This window comes from Pseudofulvibacter geojedonensis, from assembly GCF_042675745.1.
GTDB classification, from domain to species: domain Bacteria; phylum Bacteroidota; class Bacteroidia; order Flavobacteriales; family Flavobacteriaceae; genus Pseudofulvibacter; species Pseudofulvibacter geojedonensis.
In genome coordinates, this window is record NZ_JBHTJM010000008.1 from 97,249 (window position 1) to 123,281 (window position 26,033).

24 protein-coding genes are annotated in these 26,033 nt (G+C 31.7%); 14 read left to right on the forward strand and 10 right to left on the reverse strand.

Going from position 1 to position 26,033, the window contains the following annotated elements; genetic code table 11:
- Positions 1-51 precede the first annotated feature (51 nt).
- Complete coding sequence (locus tag ACFQ1O_RS07620) at positions 52-1,983, forward strand: LTA synthase family protein (protein ID WP_377715022.1); 1,932 nt, start codon at positions 52-54, stop codon at positions 1,981-1,983.
- A gap of 5 nt (positions 1,984-1,988) precedes the next feature.
- Positions 1,989-2,564, forward strand: a complete 576-nt coding sequence (locus ACFQ1O_RS07625) for a dual specificity protein phosphatase family protein (protein WP_377715024.1) — start codon at positions 1,989-1,991, stop codon at positions 2,562-2,564.
- 31 nt (positions 2,565-2,595) lie between these two features.
- Here ACFQ1O_RS07625 and tpx read toward each other — a convergent pair whose 3' ends face one another.
- The 6 genes from tpx to ACFQ1O_RS07655 form a co-directional block, all read right to left on the reverse strand.
- On the reverse strand, positions 2,596-3,093 hold the full coding sequence (gene tpx / locus ACFQ1O_RS07630) for a thiol peroxidase (protein WP_377715026.1): 498 nt from the start codon (positions 3,091-3,093) through the stop codon (positions 2,596-2,598).
- A gap of 115 nt (positions 3,094-3,208) precedes the next feature.
- Entirely contained in the window at positions 3,209-3,841 is a 633-nt protein-coding gene (locus ACFQ1O_RS07635; RefSeq protein ID WP_377715028.1) for a peroxiredoxin, read from the reverse strand.
- 104 nt (positions 3,842-3,945) lie between these two features.
- Positions 3,946-5,418, reverse strand: coding sequence for a Na+/H+ antiporter NhaC (gene nhaC, locus ACFQ1O_RS07640; protein ID WP_377715030.1), 1,473 nt, complete (start codon positions 5,416-5,418; stop codon positions 3,946-3,948).
- Positions 5,419-5,527: 109 nt separating this feature from the next.
- The gene (locus ACFQ1O_RS07645) at positions 5,528-6,064 is read right to left on the reverse strand and encodes an OsmC family protein (protein ID WP_377715032.1); all 537 of its coding nucleotides are present in this window, start codon (positions 6,062-6,064) and stop codon (positions 5,528-5,530) included.
- Entirely contained in the window at positions 6,054-7,370 is a 1,317-nt protein-coding gene (locus tag ACFQ1O_RS07650) for a trans-sulfuration enzyme family protein (protein WP_377715034.1), read from the reverse strand. The genes ACFQ1O_RS07645 and ACFQ1O_RS07650 overlap by 11 nt, the downstream gene beginning before the upstream one ends.
- A 14-nt stretch (positions 7,371-7,384) precedes the next feature.
- Positions 7,385-8,446 (reverse strand): flavin-containing monooxygenase, encoded by a 1,062-nt coding sequence (locus ACFQ1O_RS07655; protein ID WP_377715036.1) that lies wholly within the window; start codon positions 8,444-8,446, stop codon positions 7,385-7,387.
- A 154-nt stretch (positions 8,447-8,600) separates the two neighbouring features.
- Between ACFQ1O_RS07655 and ACFQ1O_RS07660 the strand changes: the two genes are divergently transcribed.
- Together ACFQ1O_RS07660 and lpdA are read left to right on the forward strand one after the other, a co-directional pair.
- Positions 8,601-9,059 carry an Lrp/AsnC family transcriptional regulator gene (locus ACFQ1O_RS07660; protein WP_377715038.1) on the forward strand — a complete coding sequence of 153 codons (459 nt, stop codon included), beginning with the start codon at positions 8,601-8,603 and terminating at the stop codon, positions 9,057-9,059.
- 159 nt (positions 9,060-9,218) lie between these two features.
- On the forward strand, positions 9,219-10,619 hold the full coding sequence (gene lpdA / locus ACFQ1O_RS07665) for a dihydrolipoyl dehydrogenase (RefSeq protein WP_377715040.1): 1,401 nt from the start codon (positions 9,219-9,221) through the stop codon (positions 10,617-10,619).
- A 59-nt stretch (positions 10,620-10,678) separates the two neighbouring features.
- On the opposite strand, the gene ACFQ1O_RS07670 is transcribed toward lpdA, so the two are convergent.
- On the reverse strand, positions 10,679-11,737 hold the full coding sequence (locus ACFQ1O_RS07670) for a branched-chain amino acid aminotransferase (protein WP_377715042.1): 1,059 nt from the start codon (positions 11,735-11,737) through the stop codon (positions 10,679-10,681).
- Positions 11,738-11,846: 109 nt separating this feature from the next.
- Here ACFQ1O_RS07670 and ACFQ1O_RS07675 point away from each other — a divergent pair, with 109 nt between their 5' ends.
- From ACFQ1O_RS07675 to ACFQ1O_RS07685, 3 genes are read left to right on the forward strand one after another with little or no spacing between them, the layout of a single operon-like run.
- Entirely contained in the window at positions 11,847-12,362 is a 516-nt protein-coding gene (locus ACFQ1O_RS07675; RefSeq protein WP_377715044.1) for a DUF4920 domain-containing protein, read from the forward strand.
- The gene (gene mnmD / locus ACFQ1O_RS07680) at positions 12,363-13,028 is read left to right on the forward strand and encodes a tRNA (5-methylaminomethyl-2-thiouridine)(34)-methyltransferase MnmD (protein ID WP_377715046.1); all 666 of its coding nucleotides are present in this window, start codon (positions 12,363-12,365) and stop codon (positions 13,026-13,028) included.
- Between the two features lie 29 nt (positions 13,029-13,057).
- Positions 13,058-13,963, forward strand: a complete 906-nt coding sequence (locus tag ACFQ1O_RS07685; protein WP_377715048.1) for a TIGR01777 family oxidoreductase — start codon at positions 13,058-13,060, stop codon at positions 13,961-13,963.
- Between the two features lies 1 nt (position 13,964).
- Here ACFQ1O_RS07685 and ACFQ1O_RS07690 read toward each other — a convergent pair whose 3' ends face one another.
- Positions 13,965-14,288: a YbaB/EbfC family nucleoid-associated protein gene (locus tag ACFQ1O_RS07690; RefSeq protein ID WP_377715049.1), complete on the reverse strand. Its 324-nt coding sequence runs from the start codon at positions 14,286-14,288 to the stop codon at positions 13,965-13,967.
- A gap of 67 nt (positions 14,289-14,355) precedes the next feature.
- Here ACFQ1O_RS07690 and ACFQ1O_RS07695 point away from each other — a divergent pair, with 67 nt between their 5' ends.
- The 3 genes from ACFQ1O_RS07695 to ACFQ1O_RS07705 all read left to right on the forward strand — a co-directional run bounded on the left by ACFQ1O_RS07695 (position 14,356) and on the right by ACFQ1O_RS07705 (position 18,996).
- Entirely contained in the window at positions 14,356-16,491 is a 2,136-nt protein-coding gene (locus tag ACFQ1O_RS07695; RefSeq protein ID WP_377715051.1) for a S9 family peptidase, read from the forward strand.
- A gap of 81 nt (positions 16,492-16,572) precedes the next feature.
- A complete protein-coding gene (locus ACFQ1O_RS07700) occupies positions 16,573-17,613 on the forward strand; it encodes a PLP-dependent cysteine synthase family protein (RefSeq protein ID WP_377715053.1) in 1,041 nt (346 codons plus the stop codon).
- A 123-nt stretch (positions 17,614-17,736) separates the two neighbouring features.
- A complete protein-coding gene (locus ACFQ1O_RS07705; RefSeq protein ID WP_377715055.1) occupies positions 17,737-18,996 on the forward strand; it encodes an aminotransferase class I/II-fold pyridoxal phosphate-dependent enzyme in 1,260 nt (419 codons plus the stop codon).
- A gap of 71 nt (positions 18,997-19,067) precedes the next feature.
- On the opposite strand, the gene ACFQ1O_RS07710 is transcribed toward ACFQ1O_RS07705, so the two are convergent.
- Positions 19,068-19,601: a hypothetical protein gene (locus ACFQ1O_RS07710; protein WP_377715057.1), complete on the reverse strand. Its 534-nt coding sequence runs from the start codon at positions 19,599-19,601 to the stop codon at positions 19,068-19,070.
- A 162-nt stretch (positions 19,602-19,763) separates the two neighbouring features.
- Entirely contained in the window at positions 19,764-20,792 is a 1,029-nt protein-coding gene (locus ACFQ1O_RS07715) for a transporter (protein ID WP_377715059.1), read from the reverse strand.
- A 186-nt stretch (positions 20,793-20,978) separates the two neighbouring features.
- Here ACFQ1O_RS07715 and ACFQ1O_RS07720 point away from each other — a divergent pair, with 186 nt between their 5' ends.
- The 4 genes from ACFQ1O_RS07720 to ACFQ1O_RS07735 are packed head-to-tail and all read left to right on the forward strand — an operon-like array spanning position 20,979 to position 26,009.
- Positions 20,979-21,230: a DUF4834 domain-containing protein gene (locus tag ACFQ1O_RS07720; protein WP_377715061.1), complete on the forward strand. Its 252-nt coding sequence runs from the start codon at positions 20,979-20,981 to the stop codon at positions 21,228-21,230.
- Positions 21,231-21,239: 9 nt separating this feature from the next.
- Positions 21,240-23,648 (forward strand): YfhO family protein, encoded by a 2,409-nt coding sequence (locus tag ACFQ1O_RS07725; protein WP_377715063.1) that lies wholly within the window; start codon positions 21,240-21,242, stop codon positions 23,646-23,648.
- Between the two features lie 6 nt (positions 23,649-23,654).
- Positions 23,655-24,938, forward strand: coding sequence for a glycosyltransferase (locus tag ACFQ1O_RS07730; protein WP_377715065.1), 1,284 nt, complete (start codon positions 23,655-23,657; stop codon positions 24,936-24,938).
- Positions 24,939-24,992: 54 nt separating this feature from the next.
- Complete coding sequence (locus ACFQ1O_RS07735; protein ID WP_377715067.1) at positions 24,993-26,009, forward strand: hypothetical protein; 1,017 nt, start codon at positions 24,993-24,995, stop codon at positions 26,007-26,009.
- Positions 26,010-26,033 lie beyond the last annotated feature (24 nt).

The window sequence follows — 26,033 nt, forward strand, 5'->3', positions numbered from 1 at the left end:
GGCTAAAAATACTATTTTTGCTAAAAAATTTATCAAATATAAAACTCTGGAATGAATTTTTCTATTAGAATTCAAGAATATAAAATCTTTTTTTACCGCTTGTTATTGGTTTATTTGTTTTATACACTAGCCAGAGTATTATTCTTTATTTACAATGCAGATTTTTTAGGGGTAGATCAAGTATACGATTTTTTAAATATTTGCTACAGAGGGCTAGCCTTTGATACCACTGCAATTTTATATGTTAATGCACTATTTATAGTGTTAAGTGTTTTTCCTTTTTTTATAAATACCAAAAAAGGATACCAGAAGGTGGTATTTTGGGTATATTTTGTTACAAACTTTATTGCTTATGCAACCAATTTTGTAGATTTTGTTTATTATAAGTTTACGTATACAAGATTAACTACGGCTGGTTTAGAAACAGTAGAAAATGAACAAAATAAAGTAGGGTTGTTTTTTACTTTTTTAGGAGATTATTGGCATGTTTTTTTATTATTTTTTATCTGTGCCTATATATGGGTAAAACTGTATAAAAGGAAGTCTTTGTATGAAATGTCATACTCTAATTTATGGACTTACGGAATATCTTCTATATTGATATTTGGTATTATAGGAGTTTTAGTTGTTGGAGGAATTAGAGGTGATTTTAAACATAGTACTAGACCCATAACTTTAGTAGATGCTAGTAGACATGTAAAGAAGGTATCTCATGCCGATATGGTGCTAAATACACCATTTTCTATTATTAGAACCATCAATAAAAATTACTTTAAAAAGAGTAATGATATACCAGAAAGCGTTATCAAAGAAGCTTTTAATCCTATTAAGTATTATCCTAGAGAAGTAACAGAAAAACCTAATGTAGTAGTATTGATAATAGAAAGTTTTGCTAGGGAATATATAGGTAGCTTCAACAAACATAAAAACATACCTAATTATGAAGGGTATACACCCTTTGTAGATTCTTTGGCTCAGCACAGTTTAATTTTTCCTAATGGATTTGCTAACGGAAGAAAATCAATACATGCTATGTCTTCTATATTGGCAGGAGTGCCTTCTTTTAAGGTAGCTTTTACATCGTCTCCTTATTCAAATCAAGAAACACAATCGATGGTTTCTACATTTAAAGAAATGGGATATGACACTTCCTTTTTTCATGGGGCACCTAATGGGTCTATGGGATTTTTAGGTTATAGCAACATTCTTGGGTTCGATCGTTATTATGGAATGAATGAATATGATAATGATGAGGATTTTGACGGATTATGGGGGATATGGGATAAGCCTTTTTTTCAGTATATGAATTCGGAACTGTCTAAAAAGAAAGAACCTTTTATGGCTACGTTAATTTCGTTATCATCTCATTCTCCATATAAAGTGCCTAAAGAATATAAAGGGAAATTCCCAAAAGGGAATAGGCCTATTCATAAATGTGTAGGTTATACAGATGAAGCTCTGAAAGAGTTTTTTGAGGCTGCTTCTAAAGAAGATTGGTATGATAATACTATTTTTGTTATAACTGCAGACCACTGTAATCAAACTCATTTTAAAGAGTACGAAAAAATGGTAAATTGGTATGCAGTACCTATTTTATTTTATTCTCCAAACGGTAAGTACAAAGGAGAAAATTTAGACTTAGCTCAGCAAATAGACATATATCCTACTTTAATGGATATGGTTGGTTATAATAAACCTTTTAGGAGTTGGGGAAGAAGCTTAGTAAGTGATACGATTCAGAAACCATATGCTATGACTAGTAATGGAACAACTTTTCATTTTCAGAGTGATAGTTTGATTTATGTAATGGATGAAAACAGAAAAAGAGTTGGGTTTTATCAACCAGATGATTACGGTTTGACTAATAAATTAAAGGGAGAACCAACTCAAAAGATGAAACAAGTAGAATTAAAAGCAAAAGGATTTGTTCAGGATTATATGAATAGAATTATTGACAGAAAGTTGAATACAATAGACGAATAAAATATATGAAAATTTTAAAGAGAGTTATAGCTGTAGGTTTATTATTAGGACTGATTTTTGGCGGGAAGTATTTTTATAAAAGAAATTTAAATCATAATTTAGAAGAAATTACCGAGAATAAAGTATATAAGTCCGGGGTTATACCGCCAGATGAAATAGCTGATTATATAAAAGAGTATAATATAAAAACAGTTATAGACTTAAGACACGGAGGTGTTGGAGATAAGTTAAACCCTGAAGCTTATGCAGATATTAAAGCTGAAAAGGAAGTTGTAGAGGCTATAGAAGGAGTAAATTATGTTAATATACCTTCTGTGCAAATACCTACTGAAGAAAATTTACAAGATTTTTTTACAGTTTTAGATAAACCAGAATCATATCCTGTGTTAATGCACTGTTACCATGGAACAGGAAGGGCTATGATCTATTCTGCTATTTATAGAATAGAATATGAAGGTATGGATAAGACAGAAGCGAGAAGTAAAACTAGACCGTTCTTTAGTTTACCATTTAGTTCTTTTGCAGAAGATAAACCTAAAGGTAAATATTTAGAAGAGTACAAGAAAAGATCAAATAAATAAAAAGAGGAGGTTTAAACCTCCTCTTTTTATTTTATAAAGCTTCAAAAGCAGCTTTGTAATTTGGCTCATCTACAATTTCAGGAACCTGTTCGGTATGTGTTATGATTCCATTTTCATCTATAACTATAATAACTCTAGAATGAAGCCCTTCTAGTGGTCCGTCAATAAAATCTAAACCATAAGCTTTTCCAAAGCTATTATCTCTAAAGTCAGATAAATTAATAACATTGTCTAAACCTTCTGCACCACAAAAACGTGCTTGGGCAAATGGTAAGTCTCTTGAAATACACAATACTTTTACATCTTGTATTTCATTTAGATCTTTATTAAATTGTCTTACAGATTGTGCGCAAGTACCTGTATCTATACTTGGGAAAATATTTAAAACAACTGCTTGTCCTTTGTAATCAGATAACGATGCAGTAGATAAATCTGTTTTAACCAGCGTAAAATCTGGAGCTGTACTTCCTACTGCTGGTAAAGAACCAGAAGTGTTTATTGGGTTTCCTTTTAAGGTAACTGTTGCCATAATATCAATTGGTTTTAGTTTTTAGTAGATTAAAACTACAAATATTTTCTTTTAACTCGTAAAAAAAGCTACCAGAAAAAGGTAGCTTTTAAATTATGTTTAAGGTATATGAGTCTTAGTTTTGAGCTAAATACTCAGCAGTTGCAGCATGGTTAGCTTGCATACCATCTTTACCTTTGCTCCAGTTTGCTGGGCAAACCTCTCCGTTAGCTTCAAAGAATTGTAAAGCATCTACCATACGAATAGCTTCATCAACATTTCTTCCTAATGGTAAATCGTTCACTAATTGGTGACGTACAACTCCTTCTTTGTCGATTAAGAATAAACCTCTGTAAGCAATTAACTCACCTTCAGCTACCATTAACCCTTCTTCGTTGTAAAACATATCTCCAGCTAAAACATCGTAGTTAGCAGCAATAGTTTTGTTAGTATCTGCAACTAATGGGTAGGTAATACCTTTAATACCTCCGTTAGCTTTGTCTACTTGTAACCATCCAAAGTGAGATTGTTCAGTATCTGTAGAAACACCAACTACAGCAACGTTTCTAGATTCGAACTCAGCTAATTTATTTTGAAAAGCGTGTAATTCTGTTGGACAAACAAAAGTAAAATCTTTAGGGTAGAAGAATAAAATTACATCTTTCTTACCTAAGTATTGATCTAATGAAAAGTTTTCAGCAAATTGATTACCGTTTACTACTGCTTGTGCACTAAAATGAGGTGCTTTTTTACCTACTAATACAGCCATTTTTATGATTGTTTTAAATGATTATTAAAAATATTGGTGCAAATATACACATCAAAAACAGCTTATATGTAAAGTTTAATTTAATTTTTCTATAGGATAATAGATTAATCTAATTTACCTTGAATTTGTCTAATTTTCAATCCTAGAGCAGCAAATAAAAGTGTAGTAAACGGACTTAACCAGTTGAAGATAGCGAAAAAGAAATAATCGGTTACACTAACACCCAGAACTCCCGATTGGTAAGCTCCACAAGTATTCCAAGGAATCAATACAGAAGTAACAGTACCAGAATCTTCTAATGTTCTACTTAAATTTTCTGGAGCTAACCCTTTGTCTTCGTAAGCTTTTTTAAACATTTTTCCAGGTATTACTAAAGCTAAATATTGGTCTGAAGCAATAGTGTTTAGTCCTAGACAACTAATTACTGTAGTAGCAAATAAACCGAATACAGAATCTGCTAACTTTAATAAGGATTTGGTTATTCTAGATAAAGCTCCAATGCCATCCATAACTCCTCCAAAAACCATTGCTGAAATAATTAAATATATGGTCCAAAGCATTCCATTCATTCCACCAGAACTAAATAATTCATTTAATTTTTCGTTATCTGTTACAATAGCTGTATCTGTTAAAATAGAATTAACAATAGCACTAAAGTTGGAATCTGATAATTGAGATAAAACATCAGATTGGAATATAACTGAGAATACTGCAGCTAGAACAACACCAGTTCCAAGAGCTATTAATGGCTTTGTTTTAGCTAAAATCATACCAACAACCACTAAAGGAACAACAAACAACCACGGAGTGATATTAAAAGTAGTATCGATAGTACTTAATAAATTGCTTATATCTGCATTACCAGTGGTGTCTATTGTGGCACTCATAATACTAAAAGCAATTAATGTAACAATAATAGTAGGTACAGTGGTGAAAGCCATGTATTTTATATGAGTAAATAAATCGGTTCCAGCCATAGCGGGAGCTAAGTTAGTTGTATCACTTAAAGGCGACATTTTATCTCCAAAATAAGCTCCAGAAATTACAGCACCAGCAATCATTCCTGTAGGTATACCTAGTGCAGACCCAATTCCAATTAAAGCAATACCAACAGTTGCAGAGGTTGTCCAAGAACTACCAGTTGCAATAGATATAATTGCAGCAATTATAACTGAAGCGGGTAAAAATATAGCTGGACTCAACACCTGTAAGCCATAATATACCATTGCTGGTATAATTCCACTAATTAACCAAGTACCTGCCAAAGCACCTACTAAAAATAAAATCATGATAGGAATAAAAACACTTTTTAAGTTCTCCCAAACTTCCATTATCATCGTTTGAAAAGAAACTTTGTTTTTTAAACCAACAATAGCAGTTACCCCACCAGCAATTAATAAAATAAATTGATTAGAATAGTCACCAAGCCAAGCACCATCCTTAACAAAAATGTTGTAAGCAAGCATTGCCATTAAAATAACGACAGGTATTAAGGCTTCCCATATATTGAGTTCTTTGTTGCTTATTATTTTTTGCTCTTCAATATCTATTTCTGAAAGGTTTTTTTGGTCTTGCATTTTGCTGCTTTTTTAAAAGCTGTAATGTTACGATTTTAATGGCTTTTGTGCAAGAAAAAACCGTATAGCTATTGGCTATACGGCTATAAATTATACGAGTATATGATTTCTAACTAGCTAACTTACCAATCATTTTAACTTCATTTTTAAAGGTATTAAAATTAGGGGAGTGTTTTTGTACTCGTTCTAGTAAAGAGTTATACTGCTCTTGAGTTCCGTTTCCTTCTACATTAAAAATGAACTTTAATTCAGGAAATCCTACGTCTGAATCTTCGTTTAATCCTAAAAAACCTTTTAAGTCTAGTTCACCATCTATCTCTAATTGTAATTTGTCTATTTTAATATCCATTGCGGTAGCTCCAGCCATAAATGTTACGGCCATACAGCCTGCTAAACCTCCTAACATGTATTCAGCTGGGTTTGGGGCGCAGTTTACGCCTAGAAACTGAGTAGGTTCATCAATAGTAAAACTAAAATCTCTAATAAGTTTATGCTCGCCAAAAACCATATTTTTGGTGCTTACTTGAGTTTTAGTTCCGCTTTCCCAGTTTAAAGTTACACCATATGTGGCTCTACTTTGTATATCATCTTGTTTTACTTCGTTGGCATATTCACTTAATCCAGCCATGTTTATATTATTCAGCATAACTTAATTCTTTTTTAAAAACGTTAGTAATAGCTTGTTTAAAATCATTTTTTAAATCATTAATATCTTCAACACCAACGGATAATCGAATTAAACCGTCGTTAATTCCAATTGCTTTTTGTTGCTCTTTGGTTAAAGATGCTTGAGAAGTATTGTAAGGTAAAGAAATAAGACTCTCTACACCTCCTAAACTGGTAGCCTCTTTTGGTAGTTTTAAGAAAGATAATAGTTTGTGAGCGTTTTCATCACCACCTTCTATTTCAAAACTAATCATACCAGAGTACTTTTCTTTCATTTGATCTTGCGCTAATGTGTGTTGTTCGTGAGAAGCTAAACCAGGATAGTAAACACGTTTAATTTTTGAGTGATTTTCTAAATAATTAGCCAACTCAATAGCGTTACTATTATGAGTTCTCATGCGTAAAGCAAAAGTTTTTAAACTTCTTTCTAATAAAAAGCAAGCGTGCGGATCTAAAGATCCACCGTTTTTAAGCATTTGGGGCCAAATTCTATCTACTAGTTTTCTAGATCCAGAAACGGTTCCTCCAATAAGGTCTGAATGACCATTTAAATATTTAGTAGCAGAATTAACCACTAAATCTACACCTAAATCTAGCATCTTAACATTGTAAGGAGTTAAAAAAGTATTGTCTATAATAACTCTTAAATTGTACTTTTTACCTAAAGCTACTAACTCTTTAATAGGTGTTATTTTAAGTAACGGATTGGTTAAAGCTTCAAAGTACAAAACCTTGGTGTTTTCTTGTATGGCTGCTTCTATTTCTTTTATGTTGGTTGGAGAGGTAAAAGTTACGCTCATACCATATCGGTCTAAATCTTCATATAAAAAGTTATAAGTTCCCCCGTAAATATCTCTTGAAGAAACTATATGGCTACCTTTATCTAATATAGCTAGTAAAGTAGAAGATATTGCTGCCATTCCAGATGAAAATACAATAGAGCTTTCTGCATTTTCGAGCGAAGAAATTTTTTCTTGTACACTCCATTGAGATGGATTTCCATATCGAGTATAAATCATTTCATCTCGACCTCGACCTTCTTCAATAGCCTCATATGAAGACTCATTTAAATAAAAAGTTGAGCACTGGTAAATAGGTGTTCCTAAAGCACCAGTTTGTGGGTCGTCGTACTGACCAGCATGAACAGATTTAGTAGCATCTCCAAAATTGGAATATCTTTTATTTTGAAGCTTAGGGCCAGATTCACGTTTCCTTTGTAAGTCATTTAGCCAAATAGATCCATCTGTTCTTTTGTGCTCTATATCTTGATAACTTTTTTTCATCATCGAGTATATTTAAATTAAACGGCTTGTAATTTTTTATCTTTCTTGTTAATGAATTTACTTAAGTATTCTGCATCTTTCTTTACCCCACCTAGAGTTGCAGATCCTCTAGTGTATAGCCAAGGTAGCCCTATAAAGAATAAACCTTCTAAGTCTTCACTCACTCCTCTATAGTTTTTAGGGTATTGTTTGTTGTCTAGTTTAATATCTTCAATCCAATTAAAATTGGGTTTAAAACCAGTAGCCCAAATAATATTTTTGATATTAGTTAACCTGTCTTTTTCAAATACGAGTACTTTTTTTTCGGCATCTAAAGTTCTACCTACACAAGTGACATTTTCTTTATTAAAAAGAGTTTTAACATCTGTTCCGATTACTGGCTGTGAATTGTTACTTAGTTTTTTGCCTAACCATGAATACTTGTTTGCAGTTAAAAAGCCTATTTTACTAAACCACCACCAAAGTGTTTTTCCTAGGAATTCTTGAGGTAGCGTACCAATATTTGTATTTCCAGAAAAGTATACTTTACGGTTAGTCTTAGATATTTCATCTAATATTTGAACACCTGAATCTCCAGCTCCTACAACTAAAGTGTCTCCTTCTTGTAGTTGATTAGGGTTTTTGTAATGTTCACTATGAATCTGAATGATATCTGAATCAATATTTTTATGACATGCTGGGGTAAATGGTGTGTGAAAAGGACCGGTGGCAATAATTACATTTCTAGAGGTGTATCTTTGTGTGTCACTTTTTATTATAAAGACATCATCTTCTTTTTTTAACGAGTGTACTTTTTGATTAAAAGCGATTGGTATATCGAATTCCTTTACATATGCTTTTAAATAATCTGCAACTTCATATTTATTAGCATAATGTCCTTTTTTACTGGGGAATTTCATTCCTGGAAGATTATTGAACTCAGAAGGAGTGAAGAGTTTTAAAGAGTCCCAACGCTTTAGCCATGGAGCTCCAACCTCCTTATTAGCATCTACAACAATAAAGTTTTTTTGCTGTTTTTTTAAGTAGTATGCCATTGCTAAACCAGCTTGTCCAGCTCCTATAATGATATAATCTTTCATGTAGTTTTTTTATATATAACAAAGTTAGATAAGAGTTGAAATATTATCAATACTAAGTGTATTATTTAGTTTTATTTTCTAATTATGTGTTATATTATAGATTTATTTTTTGTTATATTTGATTTGTTTTGGAATTGTTAGAAAATAAGTAAGGATGAATTTTGATGAAATAGATAAAAAACTCTTAGGATTGCTTCAAAAAAATAGTAAGCAAACAAATAAACAGCTTTCTTTAGAGTTAAATCTTTCTGTAACAGCTGTTTATGAGCGTATAAAAAGATTGGAGAGAGAAGGGGTAATTAATAAATATGTAGCGTTATTAAATGCTAAAAAAGTGTCAAAATCTTTTTTGGTGTTTTGCCATGTAAAACTAGGTAAGCATAACAAGGAGTTTGTAACTACTTTTGAAAAAGAAGTAGTGCAATTAAACGAAGTTTTAGAGTGTCATCATGTTTCTGGTGATTATGATTATATTCTAAAGATTCGAGTGAAGGGTATGGATGAGTATAGAGATTTTATGCTAACTAAGTTAACCACTATCAAACACATTGGTAGTACCCAAAGTACTTTTGTTATTAGTGATATAAAGAAAACTACAGCAATAACTGTTTAGTTCTAATTGAAATTAAGTTCAAATTGTAGTGATTTATTTGATTTGTACTTTTTACAGGAACAAAATAGTTGTGAATTGTATTTGTGGGGGTATTAGTTTCCCTATCTCACAAAACTTCGTTACTTTTGTCCATCTTTTAAAAATTAAAATACACAGTTTATGAGTACTTATGATGTAGCCGTTATTGGTTCTGGACCTGGAGGTTATGTAGCAGCCATTCGTTGCGCACAATTAGGAATGAAAACAGCAATCATTGAAAAATATAATACTTTAGGTGGAACTTGCTTAAATGTAGGGTGTATCCCTTCAAAAGCATTGCTAGATTCATCTCATCATTATGACGATGCAGTAAAGCATTTTGAGGCTCATGGTATTGAGCTTTCAGGAGATATTAAAATGAATTTAGAGAAGATGATTGCCCGTAAGGATGCTGTTGTAAAACAAACTTGCGATGGTATTACATTCTTAATGGATAAAAATAAGATTGATGTATACACGGGTGTTGGATCTTTTAAAGATGCAACTCATATTACCATTACTGGAGAAAGTACTACAGAGATAGAAGCTAAGAATACTATTATAGCAACAGGATCTAAACCATCTAGTTTTCCTTTTATTAAATTAGATAAGGAAAGAGTAATTACATCTACTGAAGCGTTAAAACTTAAAGAAATTCCTAAGCATTTAGTTGTTATAGGAGGTGGAGTAATAGGTTTAGAGTTAGGACAGGTTTATAAAAGACTAGGTTCTGATGTTACTGTAATAGAATATATGGACAGAATTGTGCCAGGTATGGATAAAGCTGTTTCAAAAGAACTTCAAAAAGTATTAAAAAAACAAAAAATGAAGTTTTTAACGTCTCATAAAGTAACTAACGTTGAGACAATTGGTAATGAGGTGGTTATTAATTATGAGGACAAAAAAGGACAACCGCAAGAAATAAAAACGGATTATTGTTTAGTGTCTGTTGGTCGCCGCCCTTATACTGATGGATTAGGTTTAGAAAATGCAGGGGTTAAGGTAAATGAAAGAGGAATGGTAGAGACTAATGATCATTTACAAACCAATGTGTCTAATATTTATGCTATTGGAGATGTTGTTAAAGGAGCAATGCTAGCACATAAGGCAGAAGAAGAAGGAGTGTTTGTTGCTGAAACTTTAGCCGGACAAAAACCTCATATAAATTATAATTTAATTCCTGGTGTTGTATACACATGGCCAGAGGTTGCAGCTGTTGGAAAAACAGAAGAGCAACTAAAAGAAGAAGGAATTGCTTATAAAGCAGGTTCTTTTCCAATGAGAGCTTTAGGAAGAAGTAGAGCTTCAATGGATTTAGATGGTTTTGTTAAAGTATTAGCAGATAAGAATACCGATGAGATTTTAGGAGTTCATATGGTAGGTGCTCGTGCTGCTGATATGATTGCCGAAGCTGTTGTAGCTATGGAATACAGAGCATCTGCAGAAGATATATCAAGAATGTCTCATGCACATCCTACGTTTACAGAAGCTATTAAAGAAGCTGCGTTAGCTGCTACAGATAACAGAGCTTTGCATATGTAATATGCTTAGCAAATAAGATATAAAAAAAACACCGATTGAAAAATCGGTGTTTTTTTTATTTATATTTTCTGAGTCCAGTTGTATTTATCTTCAGTTATATTGTATTGTATGTTTAACAACTTTTCTTTTAGCATTGTAGAATAAGGATTGTCTAGCTTAGGTAAATCAAAATGCTCATCTTGGTAGCCTACACCAGTAATAGGAACTACTACAGCAGCGGTACCGGCACCAAATACTTCTTTTAACTCTCCTTTTCTAGCGGCTTCTGTAACTTCTTTAACGCTAACTTTTCTAACTTCAACTTCAATCCCTTCGTCTTTAGCTAATTGAATCAAACTCTTTCTGGTTACACCGTCAAGAATCCTATCGTCAGTCGGAGCTGTTAATAATTTGTCTCCTATTCTAAAGAAAACATTCATTGTTCCTGCTTCTTCTAGGTACTCATGAGTAGAGTTGGTCCAAATAATTTGTTGGTAACCTTCTTCTTTAACTTTATTGGTAGGATAAAAAGATGCAGCGTAATTACCTGCAGCTTTTGTAGCTCCAACACCACCATTAGCTGCTCTAGAGAAATAATCAGATATTTTTACTTTTACTTCGCCTCCTTTATAGTAAGCCTGAACAGGAGTGCAGATAATCATAAATTTATATTCAGCAGCAGGAGCAGCAGATACACCTGCTTCAGTTGCAAATAGAAAAGGTCTTATGTACAATGAATTTCCTTTACCAGGTACAATCCATTGTTTGTCCATTTCTAATAAAGTTTTTAAGCCATTCATAAAAACTTCTTCAGGAACTTCTGGCATAGCTAAACGTCTTGCAGAGAAGTTAATTCTTTTCCAGTTCTCTTCAGGTCTAAAAATCCAAGCATCTCCATGTTCATCTTTATATGCCTTCATGCCTTCAAAAGCAGCTTGTCCATAATGAAAAACTCTTGCTGAAGGATCTAATTGTAGAGGTTGGTATGGGGTAATTTGTGGTTGTTGCCATTCACCATCTTTAAAATCACAAAAAAACATGTGATCGGTGTAAATGGTTCCAAAGGTAACATTGTCTAAATCAATAGAAGTGAATTTAGATTCTGATACTTTAGATATGTTTATAGCTGTGTTGATCATAACTGAAAGTCGGTTTTAAAAGTTCCGCGAATTTACTGAATTAATAATTTTTTAACTACTAATAAATCGTTAATTTTATCAACAATTAAATCAGTGTAAAGTAAATAAAATGAAAAGAGTTTTAGTATTGTTAGTATTGTCTATAGTTTTAATAGGATGTAAGAAAGAAAAACCAGTAGAAAAAGAGCTTAAAGAAGAAAAAGAAGTAGTAGAGAAAAAGGTAGATTCTATTCAATATTTTGGAGAAAAGTTTGAAGTAACAAAGCTGCTAACTAATACAGAAATGCTAGAGAGTTATAAAAAAATGAAGATAGGAGATTCTACATTAGTAACTTTTAAAGCGAAAATAAATCAAGTTTGTAAAAAGAAGGGGTGTTGGATGACTTTAGCATTGGCTGATGAAACAGAAGCAATGGTTAAGTTTAAAGATTATGGTTTTTTTATGCCATTAGATTGTGATGGGAAAATAGTAACGGTTAATGGATATGCTTTTGTGAACGAAGTTCCTGTAGATGAACTTAAACATTATGCAGAAGATGCAGGAAAAAGTAAAGAGGAAATAGAAAAAATTACAGCACCAGAAAAAACATTTTCATTTATGGCAACTGGAGCAATGTTAGATTAAATGAAGAGAGAAGTTATTATTACCTCAGATGGATCTACAACCATACATTTACCAGATTGGGATGAACAATATCATTCTAAGCATGGCGCTATACAAGAGGCTTATCATGTGTTTATTAGAAAAGGTCTAGACTTGTTTAGTGATAAAGTTTGTATTCTTGAAATTGGGTTTGGTACAGGATTAAATGCGTTTATAAGTTACCTAGAATCTACAAAGAGAAACTTAGATATTAATTACACCGGAATAGAAGCTTACCCTATTGCTTTAGACGAGGTTAATAAGCTAAATTATGCAAACGAGTTAAACGCACAAGAAGCAAATAAAGTGTTTAAAAAAATACATTCGGTTTCTTGGGAAGAAAAACATTTAGTTTCTGAAAATTTTTGTATTTTAAAGAGGCAACAATTCTTTAAAGATATAAAAGATAAAAATGCTTTTGATTTGATTTATTTTGATGCTTTTGGGGCTAGAGTTCAGCCAGAATTATGGACGGAAGAGGTGTTTGAAATAATGTATACTGCGTTAAAAGAAAAAGGAGTACTGGTTACTTATGCAGCTAAAGGAAGTGTAAGAAGAGCCATGCAAGCGGTAGGTTTTACAGTTGAAAGATTAGAAGGGCCACCTGGTAAGCGTGAAATGTTAAGAGCCACAAAAAAGGTAGTTTAATATGTAAGTTATAAAATAGAAGTACATAGATGAAAACAATATTGATTACAGGAGCAACAGGATTAGTTGGTAGAGCATTAGTAAAAGCTTTATTAAGTAAAGGATATGTTGTTCATTACCTAACAACTAGAAAAGAGGTAATTGTTAATCAAGAAAATTACAAAGGTTTTTATTGGAATATAAATAGCGGATTTATAGATGTAAACTGTTTTAAAGAAGCAGATATGTTAATTCATTTAGCGGGTGCAACTGTAAGCAAAAGATGGACTAAAAAGTATAGAAAAGAGATTTTTAAGAGTAGAGTAGCAGGTAGTAATTTGTTGTTTAGTTCTTTGCAAAAGAGTCCGCATACAATAGATTCTTTTATCTCTGCTAGTGGAATAAGCATTTTCCCTAATTCACTAGAAAAAGTTTATTCCGAAGAGTTACAAGAAAAGAGTCAATCTTTTTTAGGTAGAGTAGTTGATAAATGGGAAAAGGCAGCTCATCAATTTTTAGAATTAGGTGTAAAAACAACAATTGTAAGAACAGGTGTTGTTTTATCTAAACAAAATAGTGCTTTACAAAAAATAGCAAAACCAATTCAAATGGGTATTGGCGCGGCATTGGGTAGTGGTAAGCAATTTATGAGTTGGATTCATATAGAAGACCTTGTACAGATGTATGTTTTTTTAATAGAAAAAGAATTAACAGGAACTTATAATGCTGTAGCTCCCAATCCTGTTACCAATAAGGAACTTACCAAGTTGGTGGCTCAACAATTAGGAAAAAAAATATTGTTACCTAATGTGCCTGTTTTTATGCTAAAACTGTTGCTAGGGCAAATGCATGAAATAGTATTAGAAAGTCAACGAGTGAGTTCAGAAAAAATAAAAAAATCCGGATACCAGTTTAGATACCCAGATATTAATATGGTGTTAAAAGATTTGCTTTAAATTATTTAAACATATCCATGCCAGGTATATCTGGCATCCCATTTTTAGCAACAGCACCTAATTCCGTTTCGTTAACATTGGTTGCTCTAGCAATAGCTTTATTAAGAGTTAAAACTAGATAATCTTCAAGTTGTTCTTTGTCTTCTAGTAACTCTTCATTTACAGAGATATTTTTAATTTCTCTGTTTGCAGTAATAGTAATTTGAAGTAATCCGTCTGAAGACTCTTCATCTATTAGTACTGTATCAAGTCTTTTTTTAGTTTCTTCAACTTTAGCTTGGGTTTCCTTTATTTTACCCATCATTCCCATTAAATCTCCAAACATTTTTATTGTTTTTTATGGTAGGTTATTGTTTGTTTTTCTACATTTAGGCTTCAAAAATAATAAATTAATGATAAAAAAACTTTCAATACTAGTACTTACCCTTATTTTTGCGGTTGCTTGTAAAAAAGAAAAATCAATGGAGACAGTAAAGACTATTCAGCCGCCTTTAGCAGATAAAAAGGCTAAAACTCTAGAAAAGCATGGTGATATTAGAGTAGATAATTACTTTTGGTTAAATGAGAAAGAAAATGAAGAGGTGATTGACTACCTTGAAAGAGAAAATGATTATTATCATAAAAAAATGGCTCATACAGAAGATTTTCAAAAATCACTGTTTGAGGAAATGAAAGAAAGAATTAAAGAAGATGATAGTTCTGTTCCTTATAAATACAATGGTTATTGGTATATAACTAAGTTTGAGAAAGGAAAAGATTACCCAATCTACATAAGAAAAAAAGATTCTTTAACAGCTAAAGAAGAAGTGTTATTTAATTGTAATGAAATGGCAGAAGGACATTCTTACTTTAGCTTGAAAGGAATAAATGTGAGTCCTGATAATAAATTAGCAGCATTTGCTGTTGATACTGTTAGTAGAAGACAGTACACTTTACAGATAAAGAATTTAGAGACTAATGAAATTTTACCAACATCAATAAATAATACTACAGGAGGTTCTACTTGGGCAAATGATAATATGACTTTGTTTTACACAAGAAAAGATCCTGTTACATTGAGGTCTGATAGAGTTTATAAACATTTTTTAGGAGAAAATGCGGTTAACGATAAGGAGGTGTTTCATGAAAAAGATGAAACATTTAATACTTTTGTTTTCAAGTCTAAATCTAAAAAATATATAATTATTGGGTCTAATAGTACGCTAACAAATGAGTATAGAATTTTAGATGCTAATACACCAGAAGAAGATTTTAAAGTTTTTCAAAAAAGAGAAAGAGGTTTAGAGTATGATATAGCTCATTATGGCGATAAATTTTATATCATTACTAATAAGGATGGAGCAACAAACTTTAAGTTAATGACTACTCCAGAGTCAAAAACCTCTCAAGATAATTGGACAGATTTAATCCCCCATAGGGAAAGCGTTTTATTAGAAGATATAGAAATCTTTAAAGATTATTTAGTAATAAGCGAAAGAGAAAACGGACTATCTAAAATAAAAATATCTAGATGGGACCAAAAAGAGTCTTATTATTTACCATTTGATAACGAAACATATACAGCGTATACTTCAACAAATTTAGATTTTGATACCAATATATTGCGTTATGGTTATAATTCTTTAACAACTCCAGCGTCTACTATAGATTTTAATATGGAGACCAAAGAGAAAACAATTAAAAAGGAACAAGAGGTTCTTGGGGGAAAATTTAATAAAGACAATTATACATCAGAACGTGTATGGGCAACAGCTAGAGATGGAAAAAAAGTACCTATTTCGTTGGTATATAGAAAAGATACCCAATTAAATAAAAATACGCCCTTGTTACAGTATGCATATGGTTCGTATGGTTCAACAATAGATCCTTATTTTTCAACCGTTCGCTTGAGTTTGTTAGATAGAGGTTTTGTGTATGCAATTGCTCATATTAGGGGAAGTCAATATTTAGGAAGGCCTTGGTATGAAGATGGTAAATTATTACAGAAGAAGAATACATTTACAGATTTTATTGATTGTTCTAAATTTCTAATAGAGAAAAATTATACTTCTGCAGATCATTTGTATGCAATGGGTGGAAGTGCAGGAGGTTTGTTAATGGGAGCAATAATGAACATGAGTCCTGAGACTTATAACGGAGTTGTAGCTGCAGTGCCTTTTGTAGATGTAGTAACAACAATGTTAGATGACTCTATTCCTTTAACAACTGGAGAGTATGATGAATGGGGGAACCCGAACATAAAAGAATATTACGATTATATGAAATCATACTCACCTTATGATAATGTAGTAGCGCAATCTTATCCAAATACATTAATTACAACTGGTTTTCATGATTCTCAAGTACAGTATTTTGAGCCGGCTAAATGGACAGCTAAGTTAAGAGAGTTGAAAACAGATGATAATTTATTATTATTTAGATGTGATATGGATTCAGGTCATGGCGGAGCTTCTGGGAGATTTGAAGCTTTAAAAGAAGTAGCTGAAGAGTATGCATTTATACTAGACTTAGAAGGTATTTCTAAGTAATTAAAAAAAATAATTACCTTTGCACGGTTGTTTTAACATCATTTTTTATGTTCGAACAATAACCTAAAACTTTAATCCTTTATGAAGCAAGAAATAGAAGCTTACAATAATGTTTTGGAATTAATTGGAAATACACCATTAATTAAGTTACAAAAAGCAACTAATTCGTTACAAGGAAACTTTTACGCAAAAGTAGAAGCTTTTAATCCAGGGCATTCTTCAAAAGATAGAATTGCGTTATATATATTAGAACAAGCAGAAAAGAAAGGCATCATTAAACCTGGAGATACAATTATAGAAACTACATCTGGTAATACAGGTTTTAGTATCGCTATGGTTAGTATCATAAAAGGCTATGATTGTATTTTAGCTGTAAGTTCTAAATCATCACCAGATAAAATAGATATGCTACGTGCTATGGGGGCAAAAGTTTACGTTTGTCCTGCAAATGTTAGTGCAGATGACCCTAGGTCTTACTACGAAGTAGCAAAGAGGTTACATGAAGAAATAAAAGGTTCTGTTTATATCAATCAATATTTTAACGAGTTAAATATTGATGCACATTATCATTCTACAGGTCCAGAAATATGGAATCAGACCAATGGTCAGATTACTCATTTAGTAGCTTGTAGTGGAACAGGGGGAACTATATCTGGAACGGCTCGTTTTTTAAAAGAGCAAAATCCAAATATTAAAATTTTAGGTGTAGACGCTTTTGGTTCTGTTTTAAAGCATTACCACGAGAATAGAGAATTTGATAAAAATGAAATTTATCCATATAGAATTGAAGGTTTAGGTAAAAACTTAATTCCTGCGGCTACAGATTTTGATGCCATTGATCAATTCATGAAGGTAACAGACGAAGCGGCAGCTCATTCTGCAAGAGAACTTGCAAAAACAGAAGGGATGTTTGTAGGCTACACTAGCGGAGCGGCAATGCAAGCTGCTAAACAGTATGCAGAAGAAGGATTTTTTGATGAAACAAGTAATGTTGTAGTTATGTTGCCAGATCATGGATCTCGTTATATGAGTAAAATTTATAACGATGAATGGATGAACAATCAAGGATTTTATGATAGTGTTCATGAAGAAGATCCAAAGAAAATAGAATACGTAAAATAGTATTTAACACCATATATAAAAAGCGTCTTTGTGTAAATAAAGACGCTTTTTTTGTTTATAAAAATATTATGATGTCAATATTTTATTCGTTACTTTTGCTTGCTGAACCTAAAACGAATATGAATGAGAGATTTATTTGATAAAATCTACAAAGACAAAGGACCTCTAGGAAAATGGGCTGAACAAGCTGAAGGATATTTTGTATTCCCTAAGCTTGAAGGAGAGATTTCTAATAGAATGAAGTTTCAAGGAAAGGAAGTAGTTACTTGGAGTGTTAATGATTATTTAGGTCTTGCTAATCATCCTGAAATTAGAAAAGTAGATGCCGAAGCTGCAGCAAAGTACGGTTCTGCTTATCCTATGGGGGCTAGAATGATGTCTGGTCATACAGAACTACATGAACAATTACAGAATGAATTAGCAGAGTTTGTTAGTAAAGAAGCTGCATATTTAGTAAACTTTGGTTACCAAGGTATGGTATCTGCAATCGATTCTTTAGTAACGAAAGAAGATGCTATTGTTTATGATGTAGATACTCACGCTTGCATTATAGATGGTGTTCGTTTGCACATGGGTAAACGTTTTGTTTACAAGCATAATGATATTGAAAGTATAGAGAAAAACTTGCAAAGAGCTACGAAGTTAGTTGAGAAAACAGGAGGAGGAATTTTATTAATTTCTGAAGGAGTTTTTGGAATGCGTGGAGAGCAAGGTAGGTTAAAAGAAATAGTAGCGCTAAAAGAAAAATACAATTTCCGTTTACTAGTAGATGATGCCCATGGTTTTGGTACTCTAGGTAAAACTGGAGCTGGTACTGGAGAAGAACAAGGTGTACAAGACGGAATAGATGTATATTTTGCAACCTTTGCAAAGTCTATGGCTAGTACCGGAGCATTTTTTGCTGCAGATCAGCAAATCATAGATTATATGAAGTACAATATGCGATCACAAATGTTTGCCAAATCATTGCAAATGCAATTGGTAGTAGGTGCATTAAAACGTTTAGATATGTTACGCACAATGCCTGAGCTTAAGAATAAGTTATGGGAGAATGTACGATCACTTCAAGGAGGTTTAAGAGAAAGAGGTTTTGATTTAGGAACAACGCAAACTTGTATTACTCCAGTTTACTTAAAAGGAAGTATACCAGAAGCAATGGCTTTAGTTAAAGATTTAAGAGAAAACTTTGGAGTTTTCTGTTCTATTGTTGTATATCCAGTTATTCCTAAAGGATTGATTTTACTTAGATTAATTCCTACCGCGTCACATACCGCACAAGATATAGAAGATACATTAAACGCATTTTCTGGTATTAGAGAACGTTTAGAAAACGGAACTTACAAAAGGTTGTCTGCAGCAGTAGCTGAAGCAATGGGAGAATAAGTTCTTGATATAAAACACAAAAAGTAGCGCGAATGAAAGTTCGCGCTATTTTTTTATTAGTTAGTTACTAGCTAGTTTATAGTGTAACGTATAAGCATTTGTTGCCTGCGTTTGTCAATTTTAGATTTATAGGCTTGTTTGTTAGATTTGTAATCGGCCTCTTTCTTTTCAAGGCGTTCTTCTATTTTCTTACTATTACTCTTTTTTAAATCTACTTTTTTAGATTTTTTCAACGCTTTCATTTTTTGATGATAATTTTTTCGAGTGATTTTTTTTAATTCTACTTCATCAGACAAAGCTATTCTTTTAGCATTTCTATTATCAGCAATGTTTTCTTGAATTTCTATTCGTTCATTTTTTTCAGCCTCAAGTTGTTTAAGGGTTTGAGTTTTGTGGTTTAAAAACTTTCTAACACTTTCATTTTTGCGTTGAGTGTAAACTTCTAGGCTTTTTGTATCATGTTCATTTTTAAGCTGCTCATAATAGGCCTTTTTTAAAGCTTTAGTGTCTTGGTATAAATCTTTAGATAATTTTTCTTGCTCATTTTCTTGAGCATAAATACCAATTGTAATGAATATGCTGAATAAAAAGTAAAAATGCCTCATAATCCCGTGTGTTAAAGTTCATAACTGTTTGCTTTAATGCAATATGTTCTTTGGGGACTAATAGAAATGGGTAATAATAATTTATAAAATTACTATTACCCAAATTTAATGAAAATATTGTGATTTAAGAAATTAAGGCTCTGATTTTTAGCTGATTATATTTTATTCGTCAAAGTCTATTTCGTCTTTTTTGTTTTTCTGTTCTTTTTGGCCGCTACCATCTTTTTTCTTTTTCTTTCTGTTTTTTCCAGCCTTATTATCTTTTTTCTCTTGTTCGTCTTCTGCACTGTTTTCATTATCTGGATCTACATGAAAATCCAGTCTGTAAGAAAAACCAACATTTAAACCAAAAACAGAAGGTGTGTTTTTGGTATTTAAAGTAATTCCTAAATCTAATTGCATATCTTGGTTAAACAGATATGCTCCACCAAATCGAAATAAAGAATCGGCGTAAATATTATTTCTAATTCCTTGGTGCTCAGCAAAAACAGCCATATCTTGATTAATAGCATGGGTTAGAGTAAGAATATAAGAATAGATAGGATGATCTGTCATAAACACACGGTCTCCAATAAAATTCATGGTAAAAACCCATCCTCCAGACCAATTATTTTGAGTAATAATCATTATTTTAGGTGAAATAGTAGGTTCTTCTATTCCTTTAAAATTAAAATTACTACCGTAAACAAAAGGCGTATTTGTTAAATTAAAATTCATTCCAGCATAAGCAGCTATAGAAGGAATTAATGTACGCCATTTGAACTTATGATTAGCCTCCCAACTAAACAAGTTAGGTTTGTCTTCGTAGTTTTTATAAGGATCGTAAAATAAATACTTAGCACCAATAGTATTGCTTCTAAAGTTTCCTAGTTTGGTTCTTACGCCAGAAACATTGTCATTGAGTATTCCATACTGAAAACTACCAGATAAGTTTACTTCAAACTCTTCTTTCCATACACCGTATCTAAATTCATAGTCTATTCCAGCACCTCCAAAGTCTTGATTTCTAAGTTCATGCTTATTTTTTGTGTAAAATAGCCCTGCTTCACCTTGTATAACATTTATGCCAACAGAATATGCTCCAGACGAGGCACCAGGCCTGTTAGAATTTATTGTTTCTGTATATTGAGCATATGAACAGTAGCTAAAAAGAAGTATAGTTAAAAGGCTTATTTTTTTGAGTAGATTCATAAGTGGTAAACTTAAATTATATATTACTAACGTAGTAAAATGCATTTATGATATAAAAATACACTTTCTTTTAAAATATTAAGGAGTTTATAAAGAAAGTTAAATAGTATTGAGCCTACATTTTTTTATGTAGATTTGTAAGAACTGCGAGCAGTTTAATAAATTAATAGAATTAACAGTTTATATATGGTTTACCAAGCCTCTTTTACAGGTTTATTAAAAACTATTTTAATTTTAATAGCAGTATATTATGCTATTAAATTTTTAGCAAAAATGTTTGCTCCATTTTTAATGAAGTATGCGGCAAAAAAAATGGAAGAAAAAGTGAACGAACACTTTAAGCAACATCAAAATACAGCTCAGCCTAAAGAGCAGCCTATACAGAGAAAGTCAACTAAAAAAGTTGGAGAATATATTGATTTCGAAGAAATAGATTAACCTAGCCTCATGGATTTTAAAAAAATATTACCCCATTTAATAGCAGTTTTATTGTTTATTGTTGCTAGTGTATTGTATTTTTCTCCTGTTTTACAAGGAAAAAAAATTAAACAATCAGACATAACCCAATATATAGGGATGTCTAAACAGCAAAATGATTTTAGAGAAACTGAAAAGTCTGAACCTTATTGGACGGATGCAGCATATGGAGGAATGCCTACATACCAGCTAGGAGCCCAATATCCTCATAATTATATTAAAAAATTAGATAAAGTTTTGCGTTTTCTTCCGAGGCCAGCAGACTATGTTTTTCTATATTTTCTTTGTTTTTATATTCTGTTATTAGTTTTAAAGGTTGACTGGCGATATGCGTTGCTTGGTAGTTTTGCTTTTGGTTTTTCTACTTACTACATTATTATTTTAGGAGTCGGACATAATGCTAAAGCTCATGCTATAGCTTATATGCCTTTAGTGTTAGCAGGTATTTTTCTTGTTTTTAGGAAGAAATATATTTTTGGGTTTCTACTTACAGCCTTAGCAATGGGACTTGAGTTAAATGCAAACCACCCACAAATGACCTATTATCTATTAATCCTTATCGGCGTAATTGGTTTAGTTTATTTAGCAGATGCATTTAAAAAGAAAAAATTGAAACACTATTTTACTTCAGTAGGGATTTTAACGGCTGGGGTTATTTTATCTTTAGGGTTAAATGCCACAAACTTAATGGCTACTAAAGAATATGCCAATGAGAGTACTAGAAGTAAAAGTGAATTAACTATAGACGCTTTAGGGGCAAAAAAAGTGGTGTCTAGTGGTTTAGATAAAGAGTATATAACGCATTGGAGTTATGGAATAGGTGAGAGTTTCAATTTGTTTGTTCCTCGTTTATTTGGTGGATCAACTAATGAGCCATTACCTAAAGACGCCAAAGTAATTAAGGCCATGCAAAATTCTTTTAGAGAAAAGGGGTATCAAGTTCCTCGAAAAACAGCAGAAGAATATGCAGGAAGTATGATGTATTGGGCAGACCAACCAGGTGTATCTGCTCCAGCTTATATTGGCGCCGTATGTATCTTTTTGTTTGTTTTAGGGCTGTTTTTAGTAAAAGGAAGATTAAAAAGATGGGTGTTAATAGGTGGAGGGTTAATTCTAATGCTTTCGTGGGGTAAGAATTTTAGTTTTCTAACCAATTTCTTTATCGATTATGTGCCATTATACAATAAGTTTAGAGCTGTTTCTTCTATGCAAGTAATAGTAGAAATGGTTATTCCTATTCTAGCTATTTTTGGATTGTACCGTTTTATGAACGATTATGAGCAAAAAGATAAAAAGAAGAAAGCCTTGTTATATACAACTGCAATTACTTCTGGCTTACTGTTATTGTTTTTAGCGTTAAGTGGATCTGTATTTGATTTTGTAGGGACCAGAGACGGGATGCTATTAGAGCAGTTTGGAGTTGATTTTTTAAATGCAGTAAAAGAGGAAAGAGCTAATTTATTTACGAGCGATATTTTAAGAACATTGACTTTTGTATTGTTAACCGCTGCTGTTCTATGGTTAAGTATGGTTGATAAGTTAAAAGAAAATATTGCATTATTAATTATAGGGTGTTTGATGCTTTTTGATTTAGTTGGAGTAGATAGGCGTTATGTAAACGATGATGCATTTGTGTCAGCCATTCAGGTAAATAAACCATTTAAAGCTACAGAAGCAGATAAACAAATTTTAAAAGATAAAAGTCATTACAGAGTTTTAGATAGGTTTGAAGGTGCCAGAGCATCTTATTTTCACAAAGCCTTTGGTGGTTATCATGGTGCAAAACCTAAACGAGCACAAGATATTTATGAGTTCTATGTGGCTAAAAATAAGATAGACGTTATTAACATGCTAAATATTAAGTATGTAATTCAAGAACGTGAAGGGAAAACAGTAGCTTTAAATAATCCTTATGCTTATGGAAATGCATGGTTTGTAAATAAAGTTGAGACTGTAGATAATGCCGATCAAGAGATTCTTGCTTTAGATAGATTGAAGCTAAATGAGCAAGCTGTTGTACAAAAAAATCAAGCTAGCTTACAACCAACTTATGAGTTAGATTCTTTGGCTACTATAAAGTTAACATCGTATAAGCCAAATCATTTGGTGTATGAGTCTAACAATAGTAATAATGGAGTAGGAGTGTTTTCTGAAATGTATTATAAAAATGGTTGGAACGCTTCTATAGATGGTAAAGATGTATCACATTTTAAAATTAATTATTTACTAAGAGGTTTAGAAATACCAAAAGGGAAACATACAATAGAATTTAAGTTTGAACCGCAAGTAATTAAAACAGGAAGTACTATAACTTTAGCTAGCTCAATATTATTAATGTTATTGGTTTTAGGAGGGGTGTATTTTGAGTTGAAAAGATAAGCTTAATTGAAAAAAATTCTAATCATATCTTATTATTGGCCACCAGCAGGAGGTCCTGGGGTACAGCGTTGGCTTAAGTTTGTAAAATATCTGCCTGATTTTGGAATTGAACCTATTGTTTATGTTCCAGAAAATCCTAGTTACCCTTTAGTAGATGAGAATTTATTAGATGAAATTTCTGATGAATTAACGATTTTAAAACAGCCAATATTTGAGCCTTATAAATTAGCTAGTATATTCTCTAAAAAGAAAACTAAAACCATTTCGTCTGGTTTAATCAATGTTCAACAACAATCATTTGTAGAGAAGTTATTGCTCTATGTTCGCGGTAATTTTTTTATTCCAGATGCTCGCAAATATTGGGTTAAGCCATCGGTTAATTATTTGTCTACATATATTAGCGAGAATCATATAGATACTATTATAACTACTGGCCCACCACATAGTTTGCATTTAATTGGTTTACAATTGCAAGAAAAATTAAAGGTACATTGGCTAGCAGATTTTAGAGACCCATGGACAACAATTGGTTATCATAACAAATTGAAGCTTACTAAAAAATCTCAAGCAAAGCATAAAACTTTAGAAAAACAAGTGCTGCAAAAAGCTAATCAGATTCTAGTTACCAGCCCTACAACTAAAAAAGAATTTGAAGAAATAACCAGTCGACCTATTGAAGTGATTACTAATGGTTATGATGATGTTAATTTTTCTAGAAATACCTCATTAGATCAAAAGTTTACAATATCTCATATCGGTTCATTATTAACTGGTAGGAATCCAGAAGTGTTATGGAAAGCATTATCAGAGCTGATAAAAGACGATGTTGCCTTTTCAAAAGCTTTTCAATTACAATTAATTGGAGCTGTTAGTAGAGATGTGTTAGATTCGATTCAATCATTTGGTTTAGAGAGACATATTAATTTAGTAGGTTATGTTTCGCATCAAGAAGCTCAAATAGCTCAGAGGCAGTCTCAAATATTATTATTAATAGAAATAGATTCACCTGAAACCAAGTGTATAATTCCAGGTAAGGTATATGAGTATATACAATCAGGAAGACCTATTTTAGCATTTGGTCCTGAGCAAGCAGATTTTAAACAAATAATAACTCAAACAAATACAGGCAAGTCATTTAATTATACAGACGATATAACTGTACTTAAAGAACAGATAGTGAATTATTTTAAGGCTTACCAAGAAAGTAAGCTAACTGTTCATGGTTTAGGAATTCAGCAATATCATAGAAAAGAATTAACACGTAGGTTAGCAAGTTTATTAAAAAAATAAAGTTGTAACGTTTACTTTGTTTTAGATACTAATTATATAGAAACAAAGTAAGTTATGCTAGTAAAAAAACAACTTCCTTTTTATTTAATATTTGGTATTCCTTTAGTTTTATTATTAACGTGTTTGTTTTTAACAACCAGATTACCTTTTGAAAGCCAACCATTTATTTTCTCTAATGCTATTATTGCAGATTTATTACTAACAATACCGCTAGTTTATTATTTATTAATTAGAAAAACAGCCATACCTAAGCTAACCATTGTACCTGTTTTTGTTTTAGGTATTTTGTTAGCTTCTAAATTTATTCCAGTTGAAAATCAACAATATTTACAGATTATTATAACATATGTATTCCCTCTAGTAGAGCTAGGTGTATTTATATTTTTAACAATAAATTTATATAAACTTATAAAGGAATTTAGAAGGAATAAACTTAGATATCAAGATTTTTATGATAATTTAAAGCAGTCAGCAAGTACAATTTTACCAAATAAAATAAGTCAATTATTTGCTACAGAAATAAGTGTCTTATTTTATAGTTTTATTCATTGGAAAAAAGAAAGTTTAAGTATTAATGAATATAGTTATCATAAAAATAGTGGTTCTGTAGGACTGTTTTTGGGGTTGTTATTAATCATAACGATTGAATTATCTGTATTACATGTGTTATTAGCTAAATGGAGTGAAACTTTTGCCTGGGTATTAACCGCCCTTAGTATCTATTCGGCTATTCAGATCATAGGTTTTTTAAAATCTATTATGAAAAGGCCCATAATACTTAAGGGAGAGAGTTTAATTCTTAGGTATGGAATTTTAAGCGAAACTATTGTTTCATTACATGATATTAAAAAAGTAGTTCTTTCATCAAAAGAGTTAGAGGAGGGAAGTGATGTTGTATTTTTATCGCCTTTAGGAAAATTAGAGTCGCATAATATTATAATTCAATTAAAAAATACAAATATTGTTAATAGATTGTATGGATTAAGGAAGAACTATACAAGTATAGCTTTTTATGTAGATAACCCTGAAAATTTCTTTTTTCAATTAGAAGAAAATAGAAAAGCCCTCTAGTACAAAGTACATCGAGGGCTTTTC